This is a genomic window from Streptomyces sp. NPDC002004 (genome assembly GCF_053593975.1).
In genome coordinates this window covers 16,305-40,402 of sequence record NZ_JBSFDP010000014.1, presented here as the reverse complement: position 1 = coordinate 40,402, position 24,098 = coordinate 16,305, and the positions used below count along the sequence as shown (strand labels likewise).

Below are 24,098 nucleotides of genomic sequence, written 5' to 3'. Positions count from 1 at the left end.
TCACGTCCCCTCCCGGGCACCGCACCCCCGAATCCCGGGTCCCGCCGGAGTTCACCCAGTGTGACGTTCGCCGCTCCGGCCACGGGGACTACCCCGCTTGGTTACCCGCAAGTAGCATGAGGGAATGAGCGCGCGCTCAGCCACGCGCTCCGCAGCAGTGCCACCCCGCACAGGAGGAGAGCCATCGTGCCTCGTACCGTCAGGGACGTCGTCTTCGTCGACGGCGTCCGTACCCCGTTCGGCAAGGCGGGCCCGAAGGGCATCTACCACGAGACCCGGGCCGACGATCTCGTGGTGAAGGCCATCCGGGAGCTGCTGCGCCGCAACCCGGACCTCGACCCCAAGAAGATCGACGAGGTCGCCATCGCCGCGACCACGCAGATCGGTGACCAGGGTCTGACCATCGGCCGTACCGCCGGCATCCTCGCGGGTCTGCCGCAGTCCGTCCCCGGTTACTCCATCGACCGCATGTGCGCCGGCGCCCTGACCGCCGTCACCTCGGTCGCGGGCAGCGTGGCCTTCGGTGCCTACGACATCGCCATCGCCGGCGGCGTCGAACACATGGGCCGCCACCCGATGGGTGAGGGCGTCGACCCCAACCCGCGCTTCGTGTCGGAGAAGCTCGTCGACGAGTCGGCCCTCTTCATGGGTATGACCGCCGAGAACCTGCACGACCGCTACCCCACGATCACCAAGCAGCGCGCCGACGAGTACGCCGTGCGCTCGCAGGAGAAGGCCGCCAAGGCGTACGCCAACGGCAAGATCCAGCAGGACCTGGTGCCGATCTCGGTGCGCCGCACCAACCCCGACGCCGGCGAGACCGGCTGGGGCCTGGTCACCGCCGACGAGCCCATGCGTCCGGGCACCACGCTGGAGAACCTCACGGGCCTCAAGACGCCGTTCCGCGTCCACGGCCGCGTGACGGCCGGTAACGCCGCGGGCCTGAACGACGGCGCGACCGCCTCGCTCATCGCCTCCGAGGACTTCGCCCGCGAGAACAACCTCCCGGTCAAGATGCGCCTCGTGTCGTACTCCTTCGCCGGCGTCGAGCCCGAGGTCATGGGCTACGGCCCGATCCCGGCGACCGAGAAGGCCCTCGCCCAGGCGGGTCTGTCGATCGACGACATCGGCCTGTTCGAGATCAACGAGGCCTTCGCCGTCCAGGTCCTCGCCTTCCTCGAGCACTACGGCATCGCCGACGACGACGCCCGCGTCAACCAGTACGGCGGCGCCATCGCCTTCGGTCACCCGCTCGCCTCCTCCGGCGTGCGTCTGATGACCCAGCTGGCACGCCAGTTCGAGGAGCAGCCGGAGGTCCGCTACGGCCTCACCACGATGTGCGTCGGCTTCGGCATGGGCGCCACCGTGATCTGGGAGAACCCGCACCACAAGGACGCCGGAGGCAACAAGTGAGCACCACCGCTGAGCTCCTGAAGGGCGCGGCCGAGCTGTTCCCGGACGAGGTCGTCACCCAGGCGCACGTGCGCCACCTCGACCTCCCCGGCGGCGCGGGCAGGTTCGCCCTCATCACGCTGGACAACGGCTTCGACCACACCAAGCCGACCACCTTCGGCCCGCAGTCGCTCGCGCACCTCAGCACCGCGATCGACCAGGTCGAGGCCGAGGCCGCGAACGGTGAAATCGTCGGTGCCGGCATCACCGGCAAGCCGTTCATCTTCGCCGTCGGCGCCGACCTCAAGGGCGTCGAGCTGCTGAAGCAGCACGAGGACGCGCTGGCCATCGGCAAGGGCGGCCACGACGTCTTCAAGCGGCTGTCCGCACTCGCCGTCCCGACCTTCGCGTACTACAACGGTGCGGCGATGGGCGGCGGCGTCGAGGTCGGTTTGCACTGCTCGTACCGCACGGTCTCGAAGGCCATCCCGGCCTTCTCGCTCCCCGAGGTCTTCCTCGGCCTGGTCCCCGGCTGGGGCGGCTGCACGATCCTGCCGAACCTGATCGGTGCCGACAGGGCCGTCTCGGTGATCATCGAGAACTCGCTCAACCAGAACAAGCAGCTCAAGGGCAAGCAGGTCTTCGAGCTCGGCATCGCCGACGCGATCTTCGAGGGCGCCGACTTCCTGGAGCAGTCGCTGATCTGGACCGCGGCCGTCCTCAAGGGCGAGATCGCCGTCGAGCGCGCCGAGATCGACCGCGGCGAGGGCTGGGACCAGGCCGTCGCGCGCGGCAGGTTCATCGCCGACTCCAAGGTGCACGGCGCGGCCCCGGCCGCGTACCGCGCCCTCGACATCATCGAGGCGACCAAGGACGGCGACCTCCAGAAGGGCTTCGACGCCGAGGACCAGGCGCTCGCCGACCTGATGATGGGCGGCGAACTCCGCTCCGGCATCTACGCGTTCAACCTGGTGCAGAAGCGCGGCAAGCGTCCCGCCGGTGCGCCGGACAAGAACCTGGCGCGTCCGGTCACCAAGGTCGGTGTCGTCGGCGCCGGTCTGATGGCCTCCCAGCTCGCGCTGCTGTTCCTGCGCCGTCTGGAGGTGCCGGTCGTGCTGACCGACATCGACCAGGAGCGCGTCGACAAGGGTGTGGGTTACGTCCACGCCGAGATCGAGAAGCTGCTCTCCAAGGGCCGCATCAACCAGGACAAGGCCAACCGCCTGAAGGCCCTGGTCTCCGGTGTCCTGGACAAGGCCGAGGGCTTCTCCGACGCGGACTTCGTCATCGAGGCCGTGTTCGAGGAGATCGGCGTCAAGCAGCAGGTGTTCGCCGAGGTCGAGGCGGTCGCCCCCGCGCACGCCATCCTCGCCACCAACACCTCCTCCCTCTCCGTCTCGGAGATGGCGTCGAAGCTGAAGCACCCCGAGCGGGTCGTCGGCTTCCACTTCTTCAACCCGGTCGCGATCCTCCCGCTGCTGGAGATCGTGCGCGGCGAGAAGACCGACGACGCCTCGCTGGCCACGGCCTTCGCCGTCGCCAAGAAGCTCAAGAAGACCGCGGTGCTCACCAAGGACGCCCCGGCGTTCGTCGTGAACCGCATCCTCACCCGCTTCATGGGCGAGATCCAGAACGTCATCGACGAGGGCACCCCGGTCGAGACGGCCGAGAAGGCCATCGAGCCGCTCGGTCTGCCGATGTCCCCGCTGGTGCTCCTGGAGCTGGTCGGCCCGGCGATCGGTCTGCACGTCTCCGAGACGCTGAACCGCGCCTTCCCGGACCGCTTCACGGTGTCGCCGAACCTGAAGGCGGTCGTGGAGGCCGGCAAGCGCGGCTTCTACGTGTACGACTCGGGCAAGCCGGAGCTGGACCCCGAGGTCGCCGCGCTGCTGAAGCAGGGCGACGTCGTGCTGACCGAGGCCCAGGTGCGCGACCGCGTCCTGGACGCGGTGGCCCAGGAGATCGGTCTGATGCTGGACGAGGGCGTCGTCGCCGAGGCCCAGGACATCGACCTGTGCCTGATCACCGGCGCCGGCTGGCCCTTCCACCTGGGCGGCATCACGCCGTACCTGGACCGTGAGGGCGTCAGCGAGCGCGTCAACGGCAAGCGGTTCCTCGCGCAGGGCGTGGCGAGCGTCCCGGCGTAACCGCCGACCGGCAACGACGAAGGGGCCGTACGGGAATTCCTCCCGTACGGCCCCTTCGTGCTGTGCGGTCAGAGCCGCTTGGAGCTGCGGAACAGCTGCGCGTAGAAGCCGTTGCCGTCCAGACGGGACGTGCCGCCCTTGTCGCCCATGGTCGGCCCGTTGACCTCCTTGCGGCTGGAGATGAACATCTTGTGCCCGTCGGTGTCAGGACCCAGGTACAGGGCGGCGTGGTCGATGTGGTTGCCCGTGTGGTGGTCCATCTTGAAGAACAGCAGGTCTCCGGGCTGGAGCACGTCGATGTTCTTCGGCCGCTCGTACCAGGGGGCCGGTCCGGACAGCGGGATGATGGTCGTGCCGGCCTTGGAGCGGGCCATGCCGTTCGCGGTGCGCGGCAGGCCGTCGCCGACGCTGTCGGACGCCATCAGCGGATAGCGAGCGCGGTAACCGAAGACCGTCCGGATGAAGCCGGAGCAGTCGATGGCACGGTAGCGGGCCTTGTCCGGCTGCACGGTGGTGCCGTTGCGGAAGGTGTAAGGGATGCCGAGGTAGTCGAAGAAGTCGGACTGCTCCAGCAGCGGGGTGCCGCGGTGCTGGGAGAGGTCCGGGTTGACCGGTCCGAACTTGGCGTCGCCCGCGTAGGCGATGCCTTCCTCGTCCTTCTTCACGGGGGCGCCGTCCACGTACTGGAAGGCGAACGCGAAGATGTCGTCCTCCTGGCTCCCGTAGTACTTCTTGAACCAGTCCTTGAACCACTTCTCCTTCTCGGCCCCGGGCCGCCACGGCTCCGGCATCAGCCGCACCCAGTTCTCGGTGACGATGCGGGACTGCGTGTTGGCGGGCTCGGTGAAGGTGCGGCTCGGGCCGCGCAGGGTCGCGGTGCGCGCCCCGTCGGTGAAGGTCGCGAGGACCTCACCGCCCTGGGTGCGCAGGATCGAGCGGTTCGGGTTCTTCAGGCGTTCCCAGGTCTTGGCGCCCTTGGCGCCGCCGCCGTTCTCCAGGACCGGGCTGTCGGTGACGGTCTGCACGGCGGGTGCCTTCGCCTGCTCGTCCTTGCGGAGTTCCACCGTCAGATAGGCGCTGCTCCCGAGGAGCGCGAGCACGGTGACGGCATGCAGGACGGGGCGTTTCTTCTTGGCACTCATGAGGTCTGCTCCGATGGTCGGGTCAGGCGGACGGCATGACGCCGAGAAGGATCCCGGCGGTGAGGACGACGTACGACATCAGCGTCACGGAGCCGACGGCCATCACCGTGGCGCCCCGGGGCTGCCGCACGAGCTGGTAGGCGATCAGGCCGGGGACGATGAAGCCGAGCGTCTGGTTGGCGTACATCAGCGGGAACTCCAGGGACAGCACGATCATGACCGTGCCCTGGATGATCACGCCGAGCAGCACCACCGCGGCGAACAGGCGCTTGCCGTAGAGGATCACGAACTTCTGCATCAGCAGGGTGCCGACATAGGTCAGGACGGTGACTCCGACGACCATCGCGGCACGCTGCAGGTCCTCGACGAGGGTGAGCGCGAGCCAGCCCGGGGTGATCATGCCGCCGGGCGAGAGGTTGGTCGTCAGGTAGCACACCAGTGAGAAGAGCAGCCCGATGGCGATGCCGACCGCGGCGATCTCGGGGGTGAGGACGGAGGGGATCAACGGTGCTCTCCTGGGCTGTGCCACTGCTCGGGGTCGTCGGCGGCGGATGCGGGCTGGACGCGGGGCTCGAACAGGCCGCGGGGGCGGTCGGGTTCGGGCTGCGGGGCGGGGTGCGCCTGGGGCGCGGGCGGTGCGGGCGCGAGGTGCTCCTCGTGTGCGGGAGCGGGCGGCGCTCCGGCGGCCACGGGTGCGGGGAGCGCGTCCGGCCAGGGCTCCCGGGCCTCCGGGTAGGGGTGGTCGGCGGTGCGCTGGACCGGCACGTGCGGCTGGGCCCCGTACCGCGTCTCGTAGGCCTCGGAGTACGGCCGGTACGGGTCGATGTGCGGGGCGTACAGCCGCATCGTCTCGGCGGGGTCCGCACCGGTGGCGAACTGCGGCGCCGCGGCCGGGGCCGGGGCCGTCGGCTCGTCGTCGCTCTCGTCCGCGGGGAGCTCCGCGAGGTGTTCGAGGAGCACCTCGCCCTGGCCGTGGATGTTGCCGATGGCGACGAGCGAGGACTCGGGCCCGAGGTGGCCGATCAGCTGCGCCATGAACTCCTCGGGGTCGCGCCGGTCACCGCCGAGGTCGACCGCCCGGCCGCGGTACTCGGCCGGAATGGCGTCGATCGCGCTCTTGGCCGGGTGGCCGATGACGAACACCTGGTCCGGGTCGAGGTCGGGAATGATCTCGCCCATCTGGCCGTTGCGCTCGACGCGGTCGGGGCGGCAGTTGATCACGACGTTCAGCGGCCGGTGGATGGCGCCGAGGTCGAGGAGCTGGTTGATGTTCATCAGCGTCGACTCGGGGTCGTTGGCCGCGAAGACGTTGGCGAAGCGGAGCTTCTTGCCGTCCTCGGTGACGTACCGCTCGACCGAGAGGACACCCGGGTCCGGCGGTGCGTCGTACATGCCCTGGAGCGCGGTCTTGCGGTCGACGCCGACGAGGTCGGCGACGGTGAGCGCGATCGCCACGTTCTCCTTGAACGTGAACCAGCTGAACCCGCGCAGCTCCTCGTCCGTGACGGTCTCGGGGTCGGCGTAGATCAGCTTGCAGTCCCGGGCGTCCGCCTCCTCCTGGAGGATGTGGAAGCGGTCCTTCTCGGCGGTGACGCAGATGCCGCCCTCCGGCATGGACCGGCACAGCGACCGCGCCACGTCGTCGAGGGTGGGGCCCATCTCGGCGAGGTGGTCCTCACGGACGTTGCACAGCACGCCGATCGTGGAGCGGATCAGCTTGGACTGGTTGATCTCCTGGAGGGCCGGCATGACGGCCATGCACTCGATGACGAGCGCTTCGGGGTTGTACGCGGCGGCGCGCCGGACGATGCCGATCTGCTCCACCACGTTGGCGATGCCGAACTTGCGGTAGACGGGCTCCTCGGTGGCGTCCGGGTGGATGAACCGGGCGGCCGTGCCCGTCGTCTTGGCGACCGTGGTCAGTCCGCCACCGCGCAGTGCGCCCGCGCAGAGGCGGGTGATGGAGGACTTGCCGCGGATGCCGTTGACGAGGACGCGGGTCTTGATGATCTCGAGGTTGGTGAAGTGCCGTCGCTGTTCGACGATTCCGGCCACCAGGAGGATGGCACTGCACACCACCAGCACGGTGTAGAGGAAAAGCACGCTGGTTCAGTTCCTTCCGGCGGTCGCGGCCGCGGACGGCGCGCCGTCCCGCCTGCGCTGCTGGCCCGGCAGTTGCTGGCGGATGAGCTCCAGGCTGCGGGTCACGGCGCCGACCTCGTCGTGGTGGTGCGGGAAGAGGACGGTCTTCCGGTCGCCGTCCGCCAGCGCCTCGGCCTGGTCGGCGAGCTTGCGCAGGGGGCGTACGACGACGATCTGCAGCCAGCCCAGGCAGGCCGCGGCGGCCGTGATGCCGAGCAGGCCGGCGAGGACGGTGCGGTTCTGCAGGCTGTACGCGGGGATGGGGAGCCCGGAGGCGGGCTGCCAGCTGACCACGGTCCAGCCGAGGGACTTGGCGGCGCCGCCGCCGACGAACGGGGCCGCGGCCGCGATCCGGATGTCGTCGCCGTGCCGGTACATCACACCGCTGGGCTTCGGGGCGAGGCCGACCTTCTGGTTGCTGCCCTCGACGAGCTCGTCGAGACGGTCGTCCGACAGCTCGTGGAAGGCGAAGTAGCCGTTGTTGCCGCCGAGGACGCGGTGGTCGGCGTCGACGACCCGGACCTGGCCGAGACCGGGCCGCTTGAGCAGTGAGTTCAGGAACTCGATCCGGAACTCGCCGACGACGGCGGCTCCGTGCCGGCCCGGGATCTCGGCGGTGCCCATGATCACCGGCTTCTTGTCCGCCTGCAGCACACGGATCGGCCGTTCGACGTCGGGGCCCTTGCCGGACGTGCTGTGGATGTCGTCGCCGGCCCTGGCGAGCACGCGTCCGTCCCCGTCGAGGACGTAGAGCGAGTCGTACCGCGGGTGATCGGTCATCGTGCGTTCGAGGACCGCGGCCATCTGGGACGGCTCGGTGCGGTTGCCGATGAGCGTGGCCACCGACGCGAGGTCGGCGTGGCCCTCGTTGAGGGCGCGCCGCACCCGGTCACTGAGGGTGTCGGTCCGCTCGCGCTGGTCGTTGACGACCTGCTGCGGTACGACGACGGAGTCGCCGGCGCGGTTGAGCAGCAGCATCAGCGGCGCGGACCAGGCGAGCAGCAGCACGGCGCAGATCGCGAGCAGCGTGCTGGTGCCGAAGCGGCGCTTGCCGCGGCCGGCCACGGCGGGCTGCGGCGGAGAGGGCTCGCCGATGAGCTGGTGGCGCAGCCGTTCCAGCGCGCGCCCGATCCGCGCGGTCTCGCCGAACCTGGGCGCGGTGACCGGGCGGGTGAGGTCGCCGCGGGTGAGGCGGCGGCTCTCCAGGAACAGCCGGATCAGCGGACGCTGCACCGTGCCGAGCAGCAGGGCGACGGCGAGCCCGCCGATCAGCAGCAGGGCACCGGCGGCGAGGAGCCCGAAGACGGGGCTGCTGGTCGTGGTGGGGTCCTCGGCGACCTTGACCATGGCGACGACTGTGAGGCCGAGGCCGGTGGCGACCGTGGTCTCGCCCGGTTCGGGCGAGGAGAGCGTGGCGTATCCCGCGACGGTCCGGTCCCCGAGGTACCGGTGGGCGCTGATGAGATGGCCGCTGACGCCGAGGAAGCCGCCGGAGCCGGGCTCCTTGGCCTTCCGCGGGTCCAGCTTCGCGCGTTCCGCCGCGGTTCGCGCGAAGGTCTTCATCTGCTTGTTGGACTGGTCGACCTCCTGGCGCTGGAGGTCGGTGAGGACCTGCTCGGGCTCCGGGATGCCGTCGGTGCTGAGGATGTGGGCCTGCTGGTCGATGACGGCGATGGCCCGGAACTTGCCGAGGCTGATGCCGGGGAACTTCAGGCTGCTGGAGGCGATCAGCAGTTGCTGGGGGCGGCCGTCCCAGGTGAGCAGCGCGAAGGTGAGCAGGCGCGTCTCGCCGTTCTGGAGGCGGACCATCCGGGGCGCCAGACCGTTCTCGTCGCCGAGCTTGCTGCGGTCGATCGCGGTGAGGGGGAGGCTCTCGCCGCGTGCGGCGAGCAGTTTGCCGGACTTGATCTCGACGACGCCGGTGCCCATCCATTTCTGGTAGACGTTGCCGAGTTTGTCGAGCACCGCGTCGGGGGAGACGGGATCCGAGGCGTTGAAGAGTCCGGCCGACCTGGTGAGGTCGGTGACGCTCTCGTCGATGGAGGCGCGCAGGGCGATGGCGCCGTCCTCGGCGAAATGCTGCTGGGAGTTGAGTACGGCTTCGGGGACGCTGTCCTGGCCTACCCGGCCGAGCGTCAGGGCGGTGATGCCCGCCAGGGCGAGGAGCAGGGCCGACAGCAACGCGATGGGCGGCCGTATGCCACCCAACAGGGACATGTCAGCCCTTCGGCGGACCTTGTGCCGCCGCTTCGGGCGCGAAGCGGCCAAGGGGGGCTCCTCTCCTGAGGTGAAGGCATGCCTGGTCGGGCATGCGGACGCAATGGACCGACGGCGCACATCCGTGCGATCCAGAAACCTTTGACCACCAGAGGGATCAAAGGGTTGTACGAGATTAAGAAAAACGTGAGAGGACGGTCAGAAAGAGACCACCAGACGGTCAGACGGTCGGACCGCCCCCGAGGTTCACTCCGGCAGGGGTTCCAGTGGCTTCAGGCCGTCCTCGGCCGCGCCGCGGTTGAGCATCGTGCCCTCGGTGCGCTCGAACGCCAGCCGGTAGCGTGCGCGTTGCTGCGGGCTGAGCTTGTCGGGATGGCGCAGCGCGGCGGCGATGTCGACCAGCCGGTGGTCCCTGACGGCCCCTTCGGGGAGCTTGCCCGACTCGTCCGGCTCCGGCGGAATGTCCGTGAAGGTCGGTACGTACTTGGCTTCGACGTCCCACTTGCCGTCCCGCTTGGTGAACGTGAACCAGCCGATCACGCCCTCCTCGGTCAGACCGTTCGGCACGTCGTGCCGCGCGATCTGGTTGCCGAGTCCGTACGCGATCCAGGTGCCGTCGACCTTCTCCATCGGCTGCACGACGTGTGCGTGGTGGCCGATGATCAGGTCGATCCCGGTCTCCCGGGCCAGCCGCCGGCCGAGCGTGAGCTGCGAGCGGCTCGGGTTGGGCCAGTTCTCGCGGCCCCAGTGGATGCTGAGGATGACCACGTCGGCGCCCTGCGCACGGGCCCGCTTCTCTGCGGCCTTGATCGCGTCGAAGGAGGTCTGGTGGACCAGCCAGGGCTTGTCCTTCGGCACCTCGTTGCCGTTGAAGCCGAAGGCGAAGGAGATCTGGGCGACCTTGACGCCCTTGACGTCGATGATGTTGGTCTTGGCCTCCTCGGCGGCGTTGCGCGCCGAGCCGGTGTGCTTGAGGCCCGCCTTGTCCAGCACGTTCAGAGTGTTGACGACACCCTTGAACCCGTGGTCGAGGGTGTGGTTCGAGGCGGTCGAGCAGGTGTCGTAGCCGACGTGCTTGATCGTGGTGGCGATCTGAGGCGGCACGAGGAACCTCGGGTAGGTCTCGAACGGCCCGTGCGGCTTGCCCGCGACCGGTTCGAAGTGGCATATGGCCAGGTCGGCCTTGCTGATGACGGGCTTGACCCCGGCCATCATCGGGTCGAAGTCCAGCCCCGCCACACCGTTGCCCGTCACCTTGGCGTCCTTGCGCGCCTGCTCGGTGAGCTGCGGGTGGATCAGGATGTCGCCGGCGGCCGCGACGGTGAACGTGGGGCCGGTGGCGGCGGCCTTGTCGTCCGAGCCGAAGGGGCCGCAGGCGGCGGAGCCCGCGAGCAGCGCGAGCATGACTGTGCCGGTCGTCAGTGACCGGGCGGAAAGACGTCTCATCACGCGGATATCTTTATACAACTATGACCGCGAACCGGACCAAGACGATCACTATCGCAATAGTTGTTGTAGTGATTGCTGCCACTCTCACCGCACTCCTGGCGATCATGAACCACCAGGACGGCCCGAACCGGGCCACCGGCCCCGTCGACGACCGCCGCCGCAGCGGCGTCGACCTGGACCGCCGGGTCGCGGACTACACCGCCCGCTTCGGCCGGGACACCGGGTACAGCGAGCCGACGAGCGCCGACCGCAGGACGATCGCCGAGGGGGTCGGCCTGCTGCTCGACGGACACCGGAGCCAGGCCCAACAGCGGCTCTCCGACGTGGACTTCGAGATCCGGACGATCGTCGACAGCGCCACCGGACGCCGCTACGAGGAGGTCGCCGACCGTACGGACGACAGCCCGACGCCCCGTGGCTGGGGCCGGGTCTACATCGGCCTGGACTCCCCCGCCCGCTGGTCCGTGCAGGTACCGCACCCCGTCGCCGACGCCCACACCGAACACCTGGGCGTGCGGGTCCTGCGCGGCTCCCAGGGCGGCGTACTGGTGATTGCTGGCGCGCATCGCAAAGCCGGGGACGGTAATGCAGCGGATGTGGCGCACCGCCGGGACACCGTCTTCAACGCCATCTGCGACGAGCTCACCCTGCATGGACTGCCCGGTGTCCAGGTGCACGGGTTCGCCGACGACTCGGCGCCGCGGTACGACGTCATCGCTTCCACGGGCAAAGGCCGGATCGCGCGGAACGAGGGCCGCGGGCTCGCCGACGCACTGCACGCCCGCGACTTCGCCGTGTGCCGCGCCTGGGTGCGGTCCTGCCCGCTCGCGGGGCACACCAATATGCAGGGGCGGGCCGCGGCCGACCAGCGCGTCCCCTTCCTGCACGTCGAGTTCAGCAACCGGCTGCGTACGAACGACGGGCTCATGGCACGCGCGGTGGAGGCGGTGAACGTGGTCACCTCCCGCTGGGCCGTCCAGCCGGTGCACAGGAGCTGAACGGGGCGGCCGCCGGGCGGGGCCGTTCAGGTGATCTGCGGCGGGCCGGGCCGGGTCAGCGGGGCCCGGCACCGCGGACGGTCACCCGGGCCACGCCCGGGGCGCCCGGGACGGGCGGGAAGGGGGCGGCCCCGGCCGTGGCCCGTGCCACCCTTGGCCCCATGAGCGAACGCCTCGTCGTGGTCGACGGCGCCAATGTGGTGGGTTCCGTACCGGACGGCTGGTGGCGCGACCGCCGGGGCGCCGCGGAGCGCCTGCGGGACCGTCTCACGGCGGCCGCGCAGCAGGGGCTGCCGGGCCTCCCCGGGCCGCTCGACATCGTCCTGGTCGTCGAAGGCGCCGCCCGCGGCGTCCCCTCCGTGCCCGGCGTACGCGTGGAGGACGCTCCGCGCAGCGGTGACGACCGCATCGTGGATCTGGTCGCAGGTGCGGACCGCCCGGTGGTCGTGGTCACGGCGGACCGGGAACTGCGGCGGCGGGTGACGGAGCTCGGCGCGGACGTGGTCGGCCCGCGGACCGTTCAGGGCTGAGACGGCGGAGGGGTCCCGCCCCGGGTGGGCCATGTGGGGCCGGGCTTCGCAGGGGGCCGGCGCCTGGCCAGCCGACTGTGCGACCGCCCGTACAGGAAGTACACGACGAAGCCCACGATCATCCACCCGGCGAACCGGATCCACGTCTCCACGGGCAGATTGAGCATCAGCCACACGGTGGCGGCGATGGATGCAATGGGGACCACCGGCACCCACGGGCACCGGAACGCGCGGTGCAGGTCGGGCCGGGTACGGCGCAGGATGATGACGCCGAGCGCGACCACCACGAAGGCGAAGAGCGTGCCGATGTTCACCAGCGTCGCGAGTTCGTTGATGCTGGTGAAGCCGGCGACGATCGCGATGACGACGCCGAGCAGGATCGTCGGCCGGTACGGCGTCCGGAACCGTGGGTGGGTGACCGAGAAGAACCGCGGCAGCAGCCCGTCGCGGCTCATCGCGAAGAACACCCGGGTCTGGCCGAGCAGCAGGATCATGCAGACCGTGGTGAGGCCGATCGCGGCGCCGAAGCTGATGATGCCGGCGTACCAGGGGTGGCCCACGGCCTTGAAGGCGTCCGCGAGCGGCGCGCTGACGGACAGCTGCGTGTAGTGCTGCATACCGGTGACGACGAGCGACACGGCCACGTACAGCACGGTGCAGATCAGGAGGGAGCCGAGGATGCCGCGCGGCATGTCGCGCTGCGGATGGCGGGTCTCCTCGGCCGCCGTGGCCACCACGTCGAAGCCGATGAAGGCGAAGAACACCACGGAGGCGGCGGTGAAGATGCCCAGCACGCCGAAGTTGGTCGGCGCATAGCCGAACATCAGCTCGACCAGGGGTGCTGCGAGCCCGTTGCCGGAGGGCTGCGGCTGCGCCGGCGGGATGAACGGCTTGTAGTTGGCCGACGTGACGAAGAACAGCCCCGCGACGATCACGATCAGCACCACCACCACCTTGATGACGACGACGATCGCGGTGACGCGTGCGGAGAGCTTGGCCCCGAGCACCAGGATGACCGTGAGGAGCAGCACCAGCCCGAACGCGAGGATGTCGAAGCCGAATCCGGGCCCCGCGTCGGGCCCCGACAGCGCGGCGGGCATGTGCCAGCCGACGTTGTCCAGCAGCGACCTGACGTAGCCGGACCAGCCGACCGCCACGACCGCCGTACCCAGCGCGAATTCGAGGACCAGGTCCCATCCGATGATCCAGGCGGGCAGTTCGCCCAGTGAGGCGTACGAGAAGGTGTAAGCCGATCCCGCCACCGGGACCGTGGAGGCGAACTCGGCGTAGCAGAGTGCGGCCAGCGCGCAGACGATGCCGGCCACGACGAAGGCGAGCGCCGTGGCCGGGCCCGCCGTCTCCTTGGCCACCTTGCCGGTGAGCACGAAGATGCCGGTGCCGATGATGACGCCGACACCGAACACCGTGAGGTCCCAGGCCGACAGGGACTTCTTCAGGGCGTGCTCGGGCTCGGTGGTGTCCTCGATGGACTGTTCGACCGTCTTGGTCCGGAACAGGTCGGGGCCCGCACCGGACGTCTGTTCTGTGGTCACCGGCGTACCTCCGTACCCATGGGTCCTACGCTCCATGGTCGAAGGGTCGACGCCAACACGCTCGTCGTACGGACTGCTTTTCACACGAAAGGGCGCGAAACTCCATATGCGCCCCTTCCCGACCGGGTGACCGGCCGACCCGTACGCCGTTCGGGGGCGGGGCGGTTCGGAGCGGGGGCGGCGCCCCGGTCACGGGAAAGGGCGGGTTCGGGGAAGCCCGTGGGCCACGCTCCCCGATCCCGCCCGATCCGCAGGACGCTCCCTAGTCGCGGACGGGGTCCACCGTGTCGCCTGCGACCTCGCGGTCGAAGCGCCCGTCGAGCTTGGCGACGAGCCCGGTCACCTGGCGCGCGATGTCCGGCGCGGTGAGCCCGATCTCGGCCATGACCTCCTTGCGCAGGGCGTGGTCGAGGAACCGCGAGGGGATGCCGAAGTCGCGCAGCGGTACGTCGACGCCCGCGTCCCGCAGCGTCTGGGCTACGGCGGAGCCGACACCACCGGCGCGCGAGTTGTCCTCGACGGTGACGACGACCCGGTGCCGCTCGGCGAGGGGCGCCAGCGCCTCGTCGACCGGCTTGACCCACCGCGGGTCGACGACGGTGGCGGTGATGCCCTGCTTGTTGAGCAGCGACGCGACCTCGAGGCACATCGGCGCGAGCGCACCGACGGAGACGATGAGCACGTCGGGCCTGTCGGTGCCCGCCTCGCGCAGCACGTCCATGCCGCCGACCTTGCCGACGGCCGGCACGGCGGGTCCGACGACACCCTTGGAGTAGCGCAGCACGGTCGGCGCGTCCTCGACCTCGACGGCCTCGCGCAGCTGGGCGCGCAGCTGCTCGGCGTCGCGCGGGGCGGCGATCCGCAGCGTGGGCACGAGCTGCAGCATCGACATGTCCCACATGCCGTTGTGCGAGGCGCCGTCGTCGCCGGTCACACCGGCGCGGTCCAGCACGAAGGTGACACCGCACTTGTGCAGGGCCACGTCCATCAGCACCTGGTCGAAGGCCCGGTTGAGGAAGGTCGCGTAGACCGCGAAGACGGGGTGCAGGCCCCCGGTGGCGAGCCCGGCCGCGGAGACCGCGGCGTGCTGCTCGGCGATGCCGACGTCGTAGATCCGGTCGGGGAACGCGTCGGCGAACTTCTTCAGGCCCACCGGCTGGAGCATGGCGGCGGTGATGGCGACGATGTCCTCGCGCTCCTGGCCGAGCCTGACCATCTCGTCACCGAAGACGGAGGTCCAGCTGGCGGCGGAGGCCTTGATCGGCAGGCCGGTGTCGGGGTGGATCGGACCGATGCCGTGGAAGCGGTCGGCCTCGTCCTGCTCGGCGGGCTTGTAGCCGCGCCCCTTCTCGGTGAGGCAGTGCACGATGACCGGGCCGTTGAACCGCTTGGCGCGGGACAGCGCGGACTCCAGGGCCTCGACGTCGTGGCCGTCGATCGGGCCGACGTACTTCAGGCCGAGGTCCTCGAACATGCCCTGCGGGGCGATGAAGTCCTTCAGACCCTTCTTGGCGCCGTGCAGGGTCTCGTAGAGCGGCCTCCCGACGACGGGCGTGCGCTCCAGGAGGTCCTTCGTACGGGCGAGGAACTTCTCGTAGCCGTCGGTCGTGCGCAGCGTCGCGAGGTGGTTCGCGAGGCCGCCGATCGTCGGCGAGTACGAGCGCTCGTTGTCGTTGACCACGATGACGAGCGGGCGGTCCTTGGCGGCCGCGATGTTGTTGAGCGCCTCCCAGGCCATGCCGCCGGTGAGCGCGCCGTCGCCGATGACGGCGACCACGTGGTCGTCCTTCTTCAGCAGCTGGTTGGCCTTGGCGAGGCCGTCGGCCCAGCCGAGGACGGTCGAGGCGTGGCTGTTCTCGATGACGTCGTGGTCGGACTCGGCGCGCGAGGGGTAGCCGGACAGGCCGCCCTTGGCGCGCAGCTTCGAGAAGTCCTGGCGGCCGGTCAGCAGCTTGTGGACGTACGCCTGGTGTCCGGTGTCGAAGAGGACCTTGTCCTTCGGCGAGTCGAACACACGGTGCAGCGCGATGGTGAGCTCGACGACGCCGAGGTTGGGGCCGAGGTGGCCGCCGGTCTTGGACACCGCGTCGACCAGGAAGGTCCGGATCTCTCCGGCCAGCTGGTCCAGCTGCTCCGGGGTGAGCCGGTCCAGATCACGCGGTCCCTTGATGCGGGTCAGCAGCGGCACCCGTGCCTCCTTGCAGTAGAGCTTTCCGAGCCTTGCCGGGTCTGTCGAGATCCGATGAGTCTAATGTTCCGCTCCCGGGGCCCGGTGCCCGGCACTGGGGGTGTGCGCCATGCGAAAGATCACGCAAAGAACGCACGAAGAGGCCCGGCGCCGGAATCTCCGGCGCCGGGCCTCCGCGGCGGGGGGTTAGGCGCGGCCCGCCGACTTCTGTGTCTTGCGGGTGACGGCGTCGATGATGACCGTGGCGAGCAGCACGCCACCGGTGATCATGTACTGGACCGGGGAGGCGACGCCCTGCAGCGCCAGGCCGTACTGGATCGACACGATCACCAGGACGCCCAGGAGGGCGTTCCAGGTGCGGCCGCGGCCGCCGAAGAGGCTGGTACCGCCGATGACGGCGGCCGAGATGGCGTTCATCAGCAGCTCACCGGAGCCGGCGCCCTGGTTGGCGGAGGCGATCTTCGAGGCGATGAACAGACCGCCGATCGCCGCGAAGGTACCGGAGATCGCGAAGACCGAGATCCGGATCATCGCCACGTTGATGCCCGCACGCCGGGACGCCTCGACGCTGCCGCCGAGCGCGAAGACCTTGCGGCCGTAGGAGGTGCGGCGCAGCACGAAGTCGGTGAGCAGCAGCAGGGCGAGGAAGATCACCACGGCCAGCGGCAGGCCCTTGTACTGGTTGAAGACGGCCGCGACGGCGAACGCCACGACGGCCAGCAGCACGGTGCGCAGGATGGTTTCGCTCAGCGGGCGGGACGGCACTCCGGCGGCCTCGCGGCGGCGGTTGCCGAGGAACGAGCCGAGGAAGTACACGACCACGGCGACGGCGGCGAGGCCGTAGGCGGCCGCGACATCGCTGAAGTAGTAGCCGGTGAGCTTGCCCACGACCCCGTCCGGGTCGAGGTTGATGGTGCCGTTGCTGCCCAGGATCTGCAGCATCAGGCCGTTCCAGAACAGCAGACCGGCCAGCGTGACGGCGAAGGCGGGCACGCCGATCCTGGCGAAGACGAAGCCGTGGATCGCGCCGGCGACCGCGCCGGTGAGGATGGCCAGGAAGAAGGCCAGCCACTCGTTCATGCCGTGCGTGACGTTGAGCACGGCGAAGGTGGCGCCCGCGAGACCGCTGACGGAGCCGACGGACAGGTCGATCTCACCGAGCAGCAGGACGAAGACGATACCCACCGCGATCATGCCGGTGCCGACCATCGCGACGGAGATGTCGGAGAGGTTGCCCGCGGTGAGGAAGTTCGAGTTCAGGGACTGGAAGACGGCCCAGATGACGACCAGGCCGATGATGACCGGAAGGGACCCCAGGTCACCGGCCTTCATCTTGCGCTTGAACTCGGTGACGTAGCCGGTGAGGCCCTGCTCCCGGACCAGCAGTCGCGGGTCGACCGCGACATCGGAACCGGCGGCCGCCTCGGGGTTCTCCACGACGTGGTCGTCGGGGGCCGCGGAGGTCTTGTCGATGCTCACTTCTTGATCTCCCCAGTGGTGCGCGCCGCGCGACGGGTCACGGCGTTGTCCGTGGCGCCGGTGATGGCGGAGATGATCTCTTCCTGCGAGGTCGACTTGACCTCGAAGACGCCGTTGTTGCGCCCCAGGCGCAGCACGGCGACCTTGTCCGCCACGGCCTTCACATCGGCCATGTTGTGGCTGATGAGGATGACCGCGTGGCCGCGCTCGCGCAGCCGCTCCACGAGGTCGAGGACCTGCGCGGTCTGCTCGACACCGAGCGCGGCGGTGGGCTCGTCCAGGATGACGAGCTTGGGCTCACCGAGCATCGAACGGGCGATGGCGACGGTCTGCCGCTGGCCGCCGGAGAGCGAGGCGATCGGGATGCGGACGCTGGGGATGCGGATCGACAGCGTGTCGAGCAGCTCGCGCGAGCGGCGCTCCATCTCGACCTCGTCCAGGATGCCGCGCTTGCGCAGCTCCCGGCCCAGGTAGAGGTTGCCCACCACGTCGATGTTGTCGCACAGCGCGAGGTCCTGGTAGACGGTCGCGATGCCCAGGTTCTGGGCGTCGTGCGGCTTGTTGATCTGGACGGCCTTGCCCTCCCATTCGATGAGGCCCTCATCGATGGGGTGCACGCCGGCGATCGTCTTGACCAGCGTGGACTTTCCGGCACCGTTGTCGCCGACCAGGGCGACCACCTCACCGGCGTGGATCTCAAGCTCTACGTCGGTGAGCGCCTGAACGGCACCGAATCGCTTGGAGACCCCGCGCAACGCCAGCACGGGCGTAGCGGACACGTGAACCATCTCCTTCGCCGCCTGACCCGGCGGGAGGTTGAACCAATGAAAAGAAGCGTTTCTGCCCGGCGCCCCGCCGGAAGCTGCGGGGCTGTTCGGTGGTGGGGCACCGGGCAGGCCTGGGTGAGGGGCCCCGGGGGCCCACTCGCCCGGTCGGACCTGCCGGGCCGGACCTCGTGGGTCCGGCCCGTCGTCCTTACTTGGTCAGACCGAGCTTGTCGCAGGCGGCCTTGTACTTCGCCGTGCAGATGTCGTCGATCGTGTAGACGCCGTCCTTGACGACGGTGTCCTTGATGTTGGCCTTCGTCAGGGAGACGACCGGAACCAGGACCGACGGGACGCCCTTGGTGGTCGGGCTGTCGACGGAGCTCTTGGCGATCGAGTCCAGCTTCTTGCCCTTGGCCAGCGCGACGGCCATCTCGGCGGCGGCGTCGGCCTCGGGGGCGTACGGCTTGTAGACGCTCATGTACTGCTCACCGGAGACGATGCGCTGCACGCCCGCGATCTCGGCGTCCTGGCCGGTGACCGGCGGGAGCTTCTTCAGGCCGGCGGCCTTCAGGGCCGTGATGATGCCGCCCGCCATGCCGTCGTTGGCGGAGTACACGCCGACGATCTTGTCCTTGCCGAGGGCGGAGATGGCGCCCTCCATGTTGGCGTTGGCGTTCTCCGGCTTCCACTCCTTGGTGTCGTACTCCTTGCCGATCTTCACCTTGCCGTCGAGCTCGGCGTGCGCGCCCTTCTTGAAGAGGGCGGCGTTCGGGTCGGTGACCGAACCGTTCATCATGACGATCTTGCCGGACTTGGCCTTGCCGCCCAGGGCCTGCAGCAGCGCCTTGCCCTGGACGTGACCGACCTGCTCGTTGTCGAACGAGGTGTACGCGTCGATCGGGCCCTCGGCCAGGCGGTCGTACGCGACGACGGGGATGCCCGCGTCCTTGGCCTTCTTCACCGAGCCGGCGATGGCCTTCGAGTCCACCGCGTCCACGATCAGCACGTCGACCTTGTTGGTCACCATCGTGTCGACCTGCTGGTTCTGGGTGCTCGCGTCCTGCTTGGCGTTGGCGTAGACGACCTGGGCCTTGCCGTTGGTCAGCTCGCTGACCTTCTTCTCGATCAGCGGCTTGTCGAACTTCTCGTAGCGCGCGGTCTGGTTCTCCGGCAGGAGCAGCCCTATCTTCAGCGCGTCGCCCTTGGCGGTCCCGCTCTTCTCGGCCTTGTTGCCCGACTCCTTGGCACTTCCACAGGCGGCCAGCGAAACAGCCATGGCACCCGCGGCAACGGCAACGGCGGCACGACGCATACGCGTGTTCACTTCAGAAACCTCCCTGACGAGGCCGCGACGGTGCGGCCGAGGTGGCTGGAAGTCAACTCGGCCGCAACGCCACCGTCAAGGAGTAAATCCTTAACGAGATGACAACGGTGCCATGCGTGAACTAAGTGAAGACAGGTTGAGCCACCGGACGGGACTCGTCCAAAAGGGTTGAATCACCCATTTCACTCAGTGCCAGCGCAAGAGCTCCGAGCACCTCGGCGCGGCCGCCAAGTGCCCCTGGCAGGACGGAGAGTTGACGTGCCGCACTGGGGATGGCGTACCTCCCGACGGACTCCCTGATGGGCCCCAGAACCAGCTCGCCGGCCTCCGCAAGATCACCCCCCAGCACCACACGGCTGGGGTTCAACAGATTGCAGAGATTCGCCACGCCGCTGCCGATGTGGCGTCCGACGTCGGCGATCACGCGCCGGCAGCCCGGGTCGCCGTCACGTGCCAGCCGGACCACTCCTTCCATGGTCAGATCGGTGCCGTGGCTCGACTGCAGGAGTGGCAGGACGTACCGGGCGGCCGCGAAGGTCTCCAGGCAGCCGCGGTTGCCGCAGCGGCAGACGGGCCCCGACTCATCCAGCGTAATATGCCCGATTTCTCCCGCCGTGCCGCCCGGCCCGCGATAGATCTGCCCGGAGATCACCAGACCGGCTCCCACACCGCTCGCGACCTTGATGTACGCAAGGTCGCGCACGCCGCGTCCGGCCCCCCAGACCAGCTCCCCGAGGGCGCCCAGGTTGGCGTCGTTGTCCACGTGCACCGGTACGCCGAGCCGCCCCCGCAGCTCCTCGGCGGGCTTGGTGCCGGCCCAGCCCGGCAGGATCGACGTCGAGCCGAGCGTGCCGGACTCCACGTCGATGGGTCCCGGCACGCCGAGCCCGACCCCGGCGATCTTCGTACGGTCCACCCCGGTGGCCGCGATCAACCTGTTGACCAGCCCCTCCGCCCGGTCGAAGCCCTGCGCGGCGGAGGCGTCCACATCCAGCGGCTCGGACTCCTCGGCGAGTACCTGGTGGGCGAGGTTGCCGACGGCCACGCGCAGATGCGTGTGCCCGAAGTCGACCCCTATGACGATGCCCGCGTCACCGCTCAGCGAGACGCTGCGAGCCCGGCGGCCGCCCGCCGACGTGGGCGTGACCTCGACCGTCCCCCCGTCCTTCAGCTCCCGGACGATATTGGAGACGGTCGCCGCGGACAGCCCGGTCGTGCGCGCGATCTCGGCCTGCGTGAGCGAACCGGCGAGCCGTACAGCCCGTACGACGCGCTCGAGATTGGCTCGGTGCAGCGACGACTGCGACCCCGGAGTCTCCATCGACTCATCCACTCCTGCCCTCTGCCGGGCGGCATCGATGCCGTCCGGTGGCCTGGATCACACCAGTGGGACCCCGGCCATTTACAAGTTGTGAACTCCAAGCTCCGCTGGATGGGTTATCGCAGTCAAGTCCTTGAGAGATATCCGGTGGACTGCGCGACGAGGTTCCCCTCGGCGGTACGGCGCCTTCCGGTGCCCTTCACGGCCGCACGGAACCCGGGGGCGGCAGGCCGGCTTCGGCCATCACCGCATGTCACCGTACGTGTCGGACGGGCTACGACGCCGGCGCCGGGCGCGGGCACAGGGGCCGGCGGTCAGCCGCAGTCGGCCTGCGGTCGGTCGGAGCCGGTTGCGCGGCGTCGGCTCCGGCGGGGACGGCGGCGGCGGTAGGAGAAGGTGACCGCGCCGAGCAGCGGGCCCCACAGGACGAGGGGCTGGTAGAGGATGCCGACCACGAGGTTCCCCGTGTCGGTCATGTTCTCGTGCGGGAACGTCCACCACCAGGGAAGACCGGCCCAGAGCACCGTCAGCGCCACCGCACCGAGCGCGGCCGGGACGACGGCGGCCATCGGGTGGACGGGCCGGCCCCCGATCAGGGGCATCCAGCGCGGTACGACGTCACCCCACGGCCTCACCAGGCCGATCGTCAGCAGCGCCGCGAGCTCGCTCGCGACGCTCAGGGTCAGCATCCACAGCTTCGCGCCGGGCGTCTGGAAGGGCGCGAATCCGTCGTGGGTGTACCCGGCCGGGTGGCCGAGCACCAGCGCGATGCGCCACAGCCCGCTCGGCAGGACGACCAGCGTGGTCAGATGCGCCGCCAGGACCGCCCAACGGGGCGGCTGTGCGGCGGAGTTCGCGGTGGCGGGGACGGCTCGGGTGGTCATGCGGCCGATCCTGCCGAACCGCGCGGCGCACGGCGTCGGCCTGTGCGCCCGGACCCGATGGTCCGGACGCACGACCCCGGGACGGGGCGCTCGCCCGCACGGCGGACCGGCCGCCCGACTCCGGGACGATGTGCGGACGGGAGGGAGGAGGTCGAGGGCACGGCTGCGCGCCGTCGGGCCACAGCGACGACGACTTGCCCGCCGTCGGCCGTCCCTCTTCCTCTCCTCCCCCTCCCCTGGGCCGTCCTCGCCGTCACTGCGGCTTGGCGGCCAGGAAGGTCGCAACTCTCCTCTTCATGCCTTCTCCGGGCTCCTGCACCAGTCGCGCGGTGACGACCAGCCCGGCCCGATGCGGCATTTCGGCGAACACGGCCGGCATCGCGCGCGACAGGGGATCCAGCTCGGCGGGCGACTTGACGCGCGCGGCGTAGTCGACGGCGACGGTGTCGTACGACTCGCGGACGGCGGTGAGATGGGAGGGCTCGGTCATCCTGCGAATCCAGGCGAGCGGTCCGACAGAGGTCCGCCGCGGAGACGGTCACTCTCCCCCGCCCGCCGGCTCCCGGTGAACACGGCACCGCGAGCCGTCCCCCGCGCAGGGACCAGACCCGGCGAGCCACGCCCCGCAGGGAGACACGGCCCCGCGAGCCACGCCCCGCGGAGGGGCATGGCCCGCACGGGCGCCGGGGCGGCCGGTGCCGTGGCTACTTCAGTGCGCCCGCCGTCAGCCCCGCCACCACCTGCCGCTGGAACACGATGTACGCCGCCAGCACCGGCAGCATCGCCATGACCAGTCCGGCGAACAGGCCCGACCAGTCGCCCTTGTAGCCCTGGGACGCCGCGAGCTGGACCAGACCCTGGGTGAGGACGCGTTTGTCCGGGTCCGTGTTGAGGACCGTCGGCAGCATGAACTGGTTCCACTGGCCGAGGAAGTTGAAGATCCCCACGCTGATCAGGCCGGGCTTGGCCATGGGGAGCATGATCTGGAAGAACGTACGGCTGTGCGATGCGCCGTCGACGAAGGCCGCCTCGGCCACCGATGTGGGCAGCGTGCGGAAGAAGGCGGTCAGGAAGAAGACCGTGAACGGCAGCGAGTACGCGATGTAGACCAGGATCAGGCCGTGGATCGTGTTCAGCAGACCGAGGTTGTTGGACACGTAGAACAGCGGCACCAGCGCCAGCATGATCGGAAAGCTCATGCCGCCGATGAAGAGGTAGTAGATGAAGCGGTTGCCCGGGAAGTCGAAGCGGGCCAGGACGTAGGCCGCCATCGAGCCGAGGACCAGGGTGCCGATGAGTGAGCCCGCCACCACCAGGACGGTGTTCAGGAAGTAGTCGCTCATATTGGCGTCGGTCCACGCCCGCACCCAGTTCTCGAAGTGCAGCTTGTGCGGCAGGGACCAGGGCGAGCTGAAGATCGAGTCGTCGTCCTTGAAGGACGTCATCACGGCCCAGAGCAGCGGCATGACCACCATGAACGCCCAGATGATCAGCATGCCGTGCGAGAAGACGTTGAGCACGGTGCCCTCGGTCCTCGGCTTGGCCGGCCTGGCCGGGACGTCGACCTTGGCTATCGGCGCGTCGGCGGGAGTGGGGGTGTCGGTGGTCGTCATCAGTACTCCAGCCGCTCGCGCCGGCCCAGCCGCATCACGACGGCCGCGAAGGCCAGCGTGACGACGAGCAGGGCGACGCCGATCGTGGTTGCGTAGGCGGCCTGGCCGTCACGGAACGCCTTCTGGTACACGTACAGCACCATGACGGTGGTGGAGTAGTCGGGGCCGCCCGGGCCCGTCGTCATGATCTGCACGACCGCGAACGACTCGGCGCCGAGGGCCATGATGCCCATGTAGACCCAGCCGGACTGCACGGTGTCCCAGAGCAGGGGCAGGGTGATGCGGAAGAACGTCGTGACGCGGTTCGCGCCGTCCAGGAGCGCCGCCTCGTAGAGCTCCGCCGGGATCGACGCCATGCCCGCCGAGAACAGGACCACGAAGAAGCCGACCGTGGACCACACCAGGACCGCCATCACGCACCAGAGTGCGAGGTCCGGGTCACCCAGCCACAGGGGCTGGATGCTGCCCAGGCCGATCGCCTTCAGCGCCGAATTCAGTGCGCCGCTCTCCGGGTTGTAGGCGAAGGCGAACAGCAGGGCCACGATCGCGATCGAAAGGACCTGCGGGAAGAAGTAGACGATTTTGTAGAAGGACGATCCGCGGACGCCCGCGACCACCCCTCCGCCTTTTCTGGCACGCCCGCCCACATTGATCATGTAGGCGAAGAACAGCGCCAGGCCGAGTGTCACCAGCGGCAGCAGCAACGCGAACAGCAGACTGTGCTGCAACGACTTCCAGAAGACGTCGTCGTGCCACATCCGGCTGTAATTGTCGAAGCCGACCATTTTGAAGTCCGGGCTCAGGCCTGTCCAGTCCGTGAACGAGTAGTAGATGGACTGGATGAACGGCCAGATGACGAAGAGTGCGTACAACGCCAGTGGGACCGACAGAAATCCCACGATGAACCGGTACTTACCGTGCTGCATTACTTCCGACCCCGATCTCTGCGCGG

At 69.4% G+C, this 24,098-nt stretch carries 19 protein-coding genes; 4 read left to right on the top strand and 15 right to left on the bottom strand.

Annotated elements, in window-relative coordinates; all coding sequences use genetic code 11:
* Positions 1-186 precede the first annotated feature (186 nt).
* Together ACWCP6_RS21650 and ACWCP6_RS21645 are read left to right on the top strand one after the other, a co-directional pair.
* Positions 187-1,413 (top strand): thiolase family protein, encoded by a 1,227-nt coding sequence (locus tag ACWCP6_RS21650; RefSeq protein WP_450934114.1) that lies wholly within the window; start codon positions 187-189, stop codon positions 1,411-1,413.
* Complete coding sequence (locus ACWCP6_RS21645) at positions 1,410-3,539, top strand: 3-hydroxyacyl-CoA dehydrogenase NAD-binding domain-containing protein (protein ID WP_450934113.1); 2,130 nt, start codon at positions 1,410-1,412, stop codon at positions 3,537-3,539. The genes ACWCP6_RS21650 and ACWCP6_RS21645 overlap by 4 nt, the downstream gene beginning before the upstream one ends.
* Before the next feature lie 68 nt (positions 3,540-3,607).
* Here ACWCP6_RS21645 and ACWCP6_RS21640 read toward each other — a convergent pair whose 3' ends face one another.
* The 5 genes from ACWCP6_RS21640 to ACWCP6_RS21620 form a co-directional block, all read right to left on the bottom strand.
* Entirely contained in the window at positions 3,608-4,681 is a 1,074-nt protein-coding gene (locus ACWCP6_RS21640; RefSeq protein ID WP_450934112.1) for a C40 family peptidase, read from the bottom strand.
* 22 nt (positions 4,682-4,703) lie between these two features.
* Complete coding sequence (locus ACWCP6_RS21635) at positions 4,704-5,186, bottom strand: poly-gamma-glutamate biosynthesis protein PgsC/CapC (protein WP_450934111.1); 483 nt, start codon at positions 5,184-5,186, stop codon at positions 4,704-4,706.
* Complete coding sequence (gene pgsB, locus ACWCP6_RS21630; RefSeq protein WP_450934110.1) at positions 5,183-6,784, bottom strand: poly-gamma-glutamate synthase PgsB; 1,602 nt, start codon at positions 6,782-6,784, stop codon at positions 5,183-5,185. The genes ACWCP6_RS21635 and pgsB overlap by 4 nt, the downstream gene beginning before the upstream one ends.
* A 6-nt stretch (positions 6,785-6,790) precedes the next feature.
* Positions 6,791-9,040 carry a HAMP domain-containing protein gene (locus ACWCP6_RS21625; protein ID WP_450934109.1) on the bottom strand — a complete coding sequence of 750 codons (2,250 nt, stop codon included), beginning with the start codon at positions 9,038-9,040 and terminating at the stop codon, positions 6,791-6,793.
* A 246-nt stretch (positions 9,041-9,286) separates the two neighbouring features.
* Entirely contained in the window at positions 9,287-10,486 is a 1,200-nt protein-coding gene (locus ACWCP6_RS21620; protein WP_450934108.1) for a CapA family protein, read from the bottom strand.
* Between the two features lie 71 nt (positions 10,487-10,557).
* Here ACWCP6_RS21620 and ACWCP6_RS21615 point away from each other — a divergent pair, with 71 nt between their 5' ends.
* Both ACWCP6_RS21615 and ACWCP6_RS21610 read left to right on the top strand, forming a co-directional pair.
* A complete protein-coding gene (locus tag ACWCP6_RS21615; protein ID WP_450934107.1) occupies positions 10,558-11,487 on the top strand; it encodes a hypothetical protein in 930 nt (309 codons plus the stop codon).
* Between the two features lie 161 nt (positions 11,488-11,648).
* Positions 11,649-12,017, top strand: coding sequence for an NTP pyrophosphohydrolase (locus ACWCP6_RS21610; protein ID WP_450934106.1), 369 nt, complete (start codon positions 11,649-11,651; stop codon positions 12,015-12,017).
* Here ACWCP6_RS21610 and ACWCP6_RS21605 read toward each other — a convergent pair.
* The 10 genes from ACWCP6_RS21605 to ACWCP6_RS21560 form a co-directional block, all read right to left on the bottom strand.
* Positions 12,008-13,570 (bottom strand): amino acid permease, encoded by a 1,563-nt coding sequence (locus tag ACWCP6_RS21605; protein ID WP_450934105.1) that lies wholly within the window; start codon positions 13,568-13,570, stop codon positions 12,008-12,010. The two genes, ACWCP6_RS21610 and ACWCP6_RS21605, sit on opposite strands and share 10 nt — an antisense overlap.
* A gap of 262 nt (positions 13,571-13,832) precedes the next feature.
* Complete coding sequence (gene dxs, locus ACWCP6_RS21600) at positions 13,833-15,758, bottom strand: 1-deoxy-D-xylulose-5-phosphate synthase (protein ID WP_450934104.1); 1,926 nt, start codon at positions 15,756-15,758, stop codon at positions 13,833-13,835.
* 186 nt (positions 15,759-15,944) lie between these two features.
* Positions 15,945-17,237 (bottom strand): sugar ABC transporter permease, encoded by a 1,293-nt coding sequence (locus tag ACWCP6_RS21595; protein WP_450934103.1) that lies wholly within the window; start codon positions 17,235-17,237, stop codon positions 15,945-15,947.
* Positions 17,234-18,025 carry an ATP-binding cassette domain-containing protein gene (locus tag ACWCP6_RS21590; RefSeq protein WP_450934102.1) on the bottom strand — a complete coding sequence of 264 codons (792 nt, stop codon included), beginning with the start codon at positions 18,023-18,025 and terminating at the stop codon, positions 17,234-17,236. The genes ACWCP6_RS21595 and ACWCP6_RS21590 overlap by 4 nt, the downstream gene beginning before the upstream one ends.
* 187 nt (positions 18,026-18,212) lie before the next feature.
* Entirely contained in the window at positions 18,213-19,316 is a 1,104-nt protein-coding gene (locus tag ACWCP6_RS21585; protein ID WP_450934228.1) for a substrate-binding domain-containing protein, read from the bottom strand.
* Between the two features lie 133 nt (positions 19,317-19,449).
* Positions 19,450-20,649, bottom strand: coding sequence for an ROK family transcriptional regulator (locus tag ACWCP6_RS21580; protein WP_450934101.1), 1,200 nt, complete (start codon positions 20,647-20,649; stop codon positions 19,450-19,452).
* Positions 20,650-20,963: 314 nt separating this feature from the next.
* A complete protein-coding gene (locus ACWCP6_RS21575; RefSeq protein WP_450934100.1) occupies positions 20,964-21,533 on the bottom strand; it encodes a hypothetical protein in 570 nt (189 codons plus the stop codon).
* A 253-nt stretch (positions 21,534-21,786) separates the two neighbouring features.
* Positions 21,787-22,023 carry a hypothetical protein gene (locus ACWCP6_RS21570; protein WP_450934099.1) on the bottom strand — a complete coding sequence of 79 codons (237 nt, stop codon included), beginning with the start codon at positions 22,021-22,023 and terminating at the stop codon, positions 21,787-21,789.
* Between the two features lie 214 nt (positions 22,024-22,237).
* Complete coding sequence (locus tag ACWCP6_RS21565; protein WP_450934098.1) at positions 22,238-23,146, bottom strand: carbohydrate ABC transporter permease; 909 nt, start codon at positions 23,144-23,146, stop codon at positions 22,238-22,240.
* Complete coding sequence (locus tag ACWCP6_RS21560) at positions 23,146-24,072, bottom strand: carbohydrate ABC transporter permease (protein ID WP_450934097.1); 927 nt, start codon at positions 24,070-24,072, stop codon at positions 23,146-23,148. Before ACWCP6_RS21560 ends, ACWCP6_RS21565 begins: the two co-directional genes overlap by 1 nt.
* Positions 24,073-24,098: the final 26 nt, after the last annotated feature.

What these genes read in the sequence shown, in the direction of transcription:
- ACWCP6_RS21565 (WP_450934098.1), bottom strand. Translation starts at nt 23,146, where the DNA reads ATGACGACCACCGACACCCCCACTCCCGCCGACGCGCCGATAGCCAAG.
- ACWCP6_RS21590 (WP_450934102.1), bottom strand. Translation starts at nt 18,025, where the DNA reads ATGGTTCACGTGTCCGCTACGCCCGTGCTGGCGTTGCGCGGGGTCTCC.
- ACWCP6_RS21580 (WP_450934101.1), bottom strand. Translation starts at nt 20,649, where the DNA reads ATGGAGACTCCGGGGTCGCAGTCGTCGCTGCACCGAGCCAATCTCGAG.
- ACWCP6_RS21585 (WP_450934228.1), bottom strand. Translation starts at nt 19,316, where the DNA reads ATGCGTCGTGCCGCCGTTGCCGTTGCCGCGGGTGCCATGGCTGTTTCG.
- ACWCP6_RS21640 (WP_450934112.1), bottom strand. Translation starts at nt 4,681, where the DNA reads ATGAGTGCCAAGAAGAAACGCCCCGTCCTGCATGCCGTCACCGTGCTC.
- ACWCP6_RS21570 (WP_450934099.1), bottom strand. Translation starts at nt 22,023, where the DNA reads ATGACCGAGCCCTCCCATCTCACCGCCGTCCGCGAGTCGTACGACACC.
- ACWCP6_RS21620 (WP_450934108.1), bottom strand. Translation starts at nt 10,486, where the DNA reads ATGAGACGTCTTTCCGCCCGGTCACTGACGACCGGCACAGTCATGCTC.
- ACWCP6_RS21625 (WP_450934109.1), bottom strand. Translation starts at nt 9,040, where the DNA reads ATGTCCCTGTTGGGTGGCATACGGCCGCCCATCGCGTTGCTGTCGGCC.
- ACWCP6_RS21575 (WP_450934100.1), bottom strand. Translation starts at nt 21,533, where the DNA reads ATGACCACCCGAGCCGTCCCCGCCACCGCGAACTCCGCCGCACAGCCG.
- ACWCP6_RS21610 (WP_450934106.1), top strand. Translation starts at nt 11,649, where the DNA reads ATGAGCGAACGCCTCGTCGTGGTCGACGGCGCCAATGTGGTGGGTTCC.
- ACWCP6_RS21560 (WP_450934097.1), bottom strand. Translation starts at nt 24,072, where the DNA reads ATGCAGCACGGTAAGTACCGGTTCATCGTGGGATTTCTGTCGGTCCCA.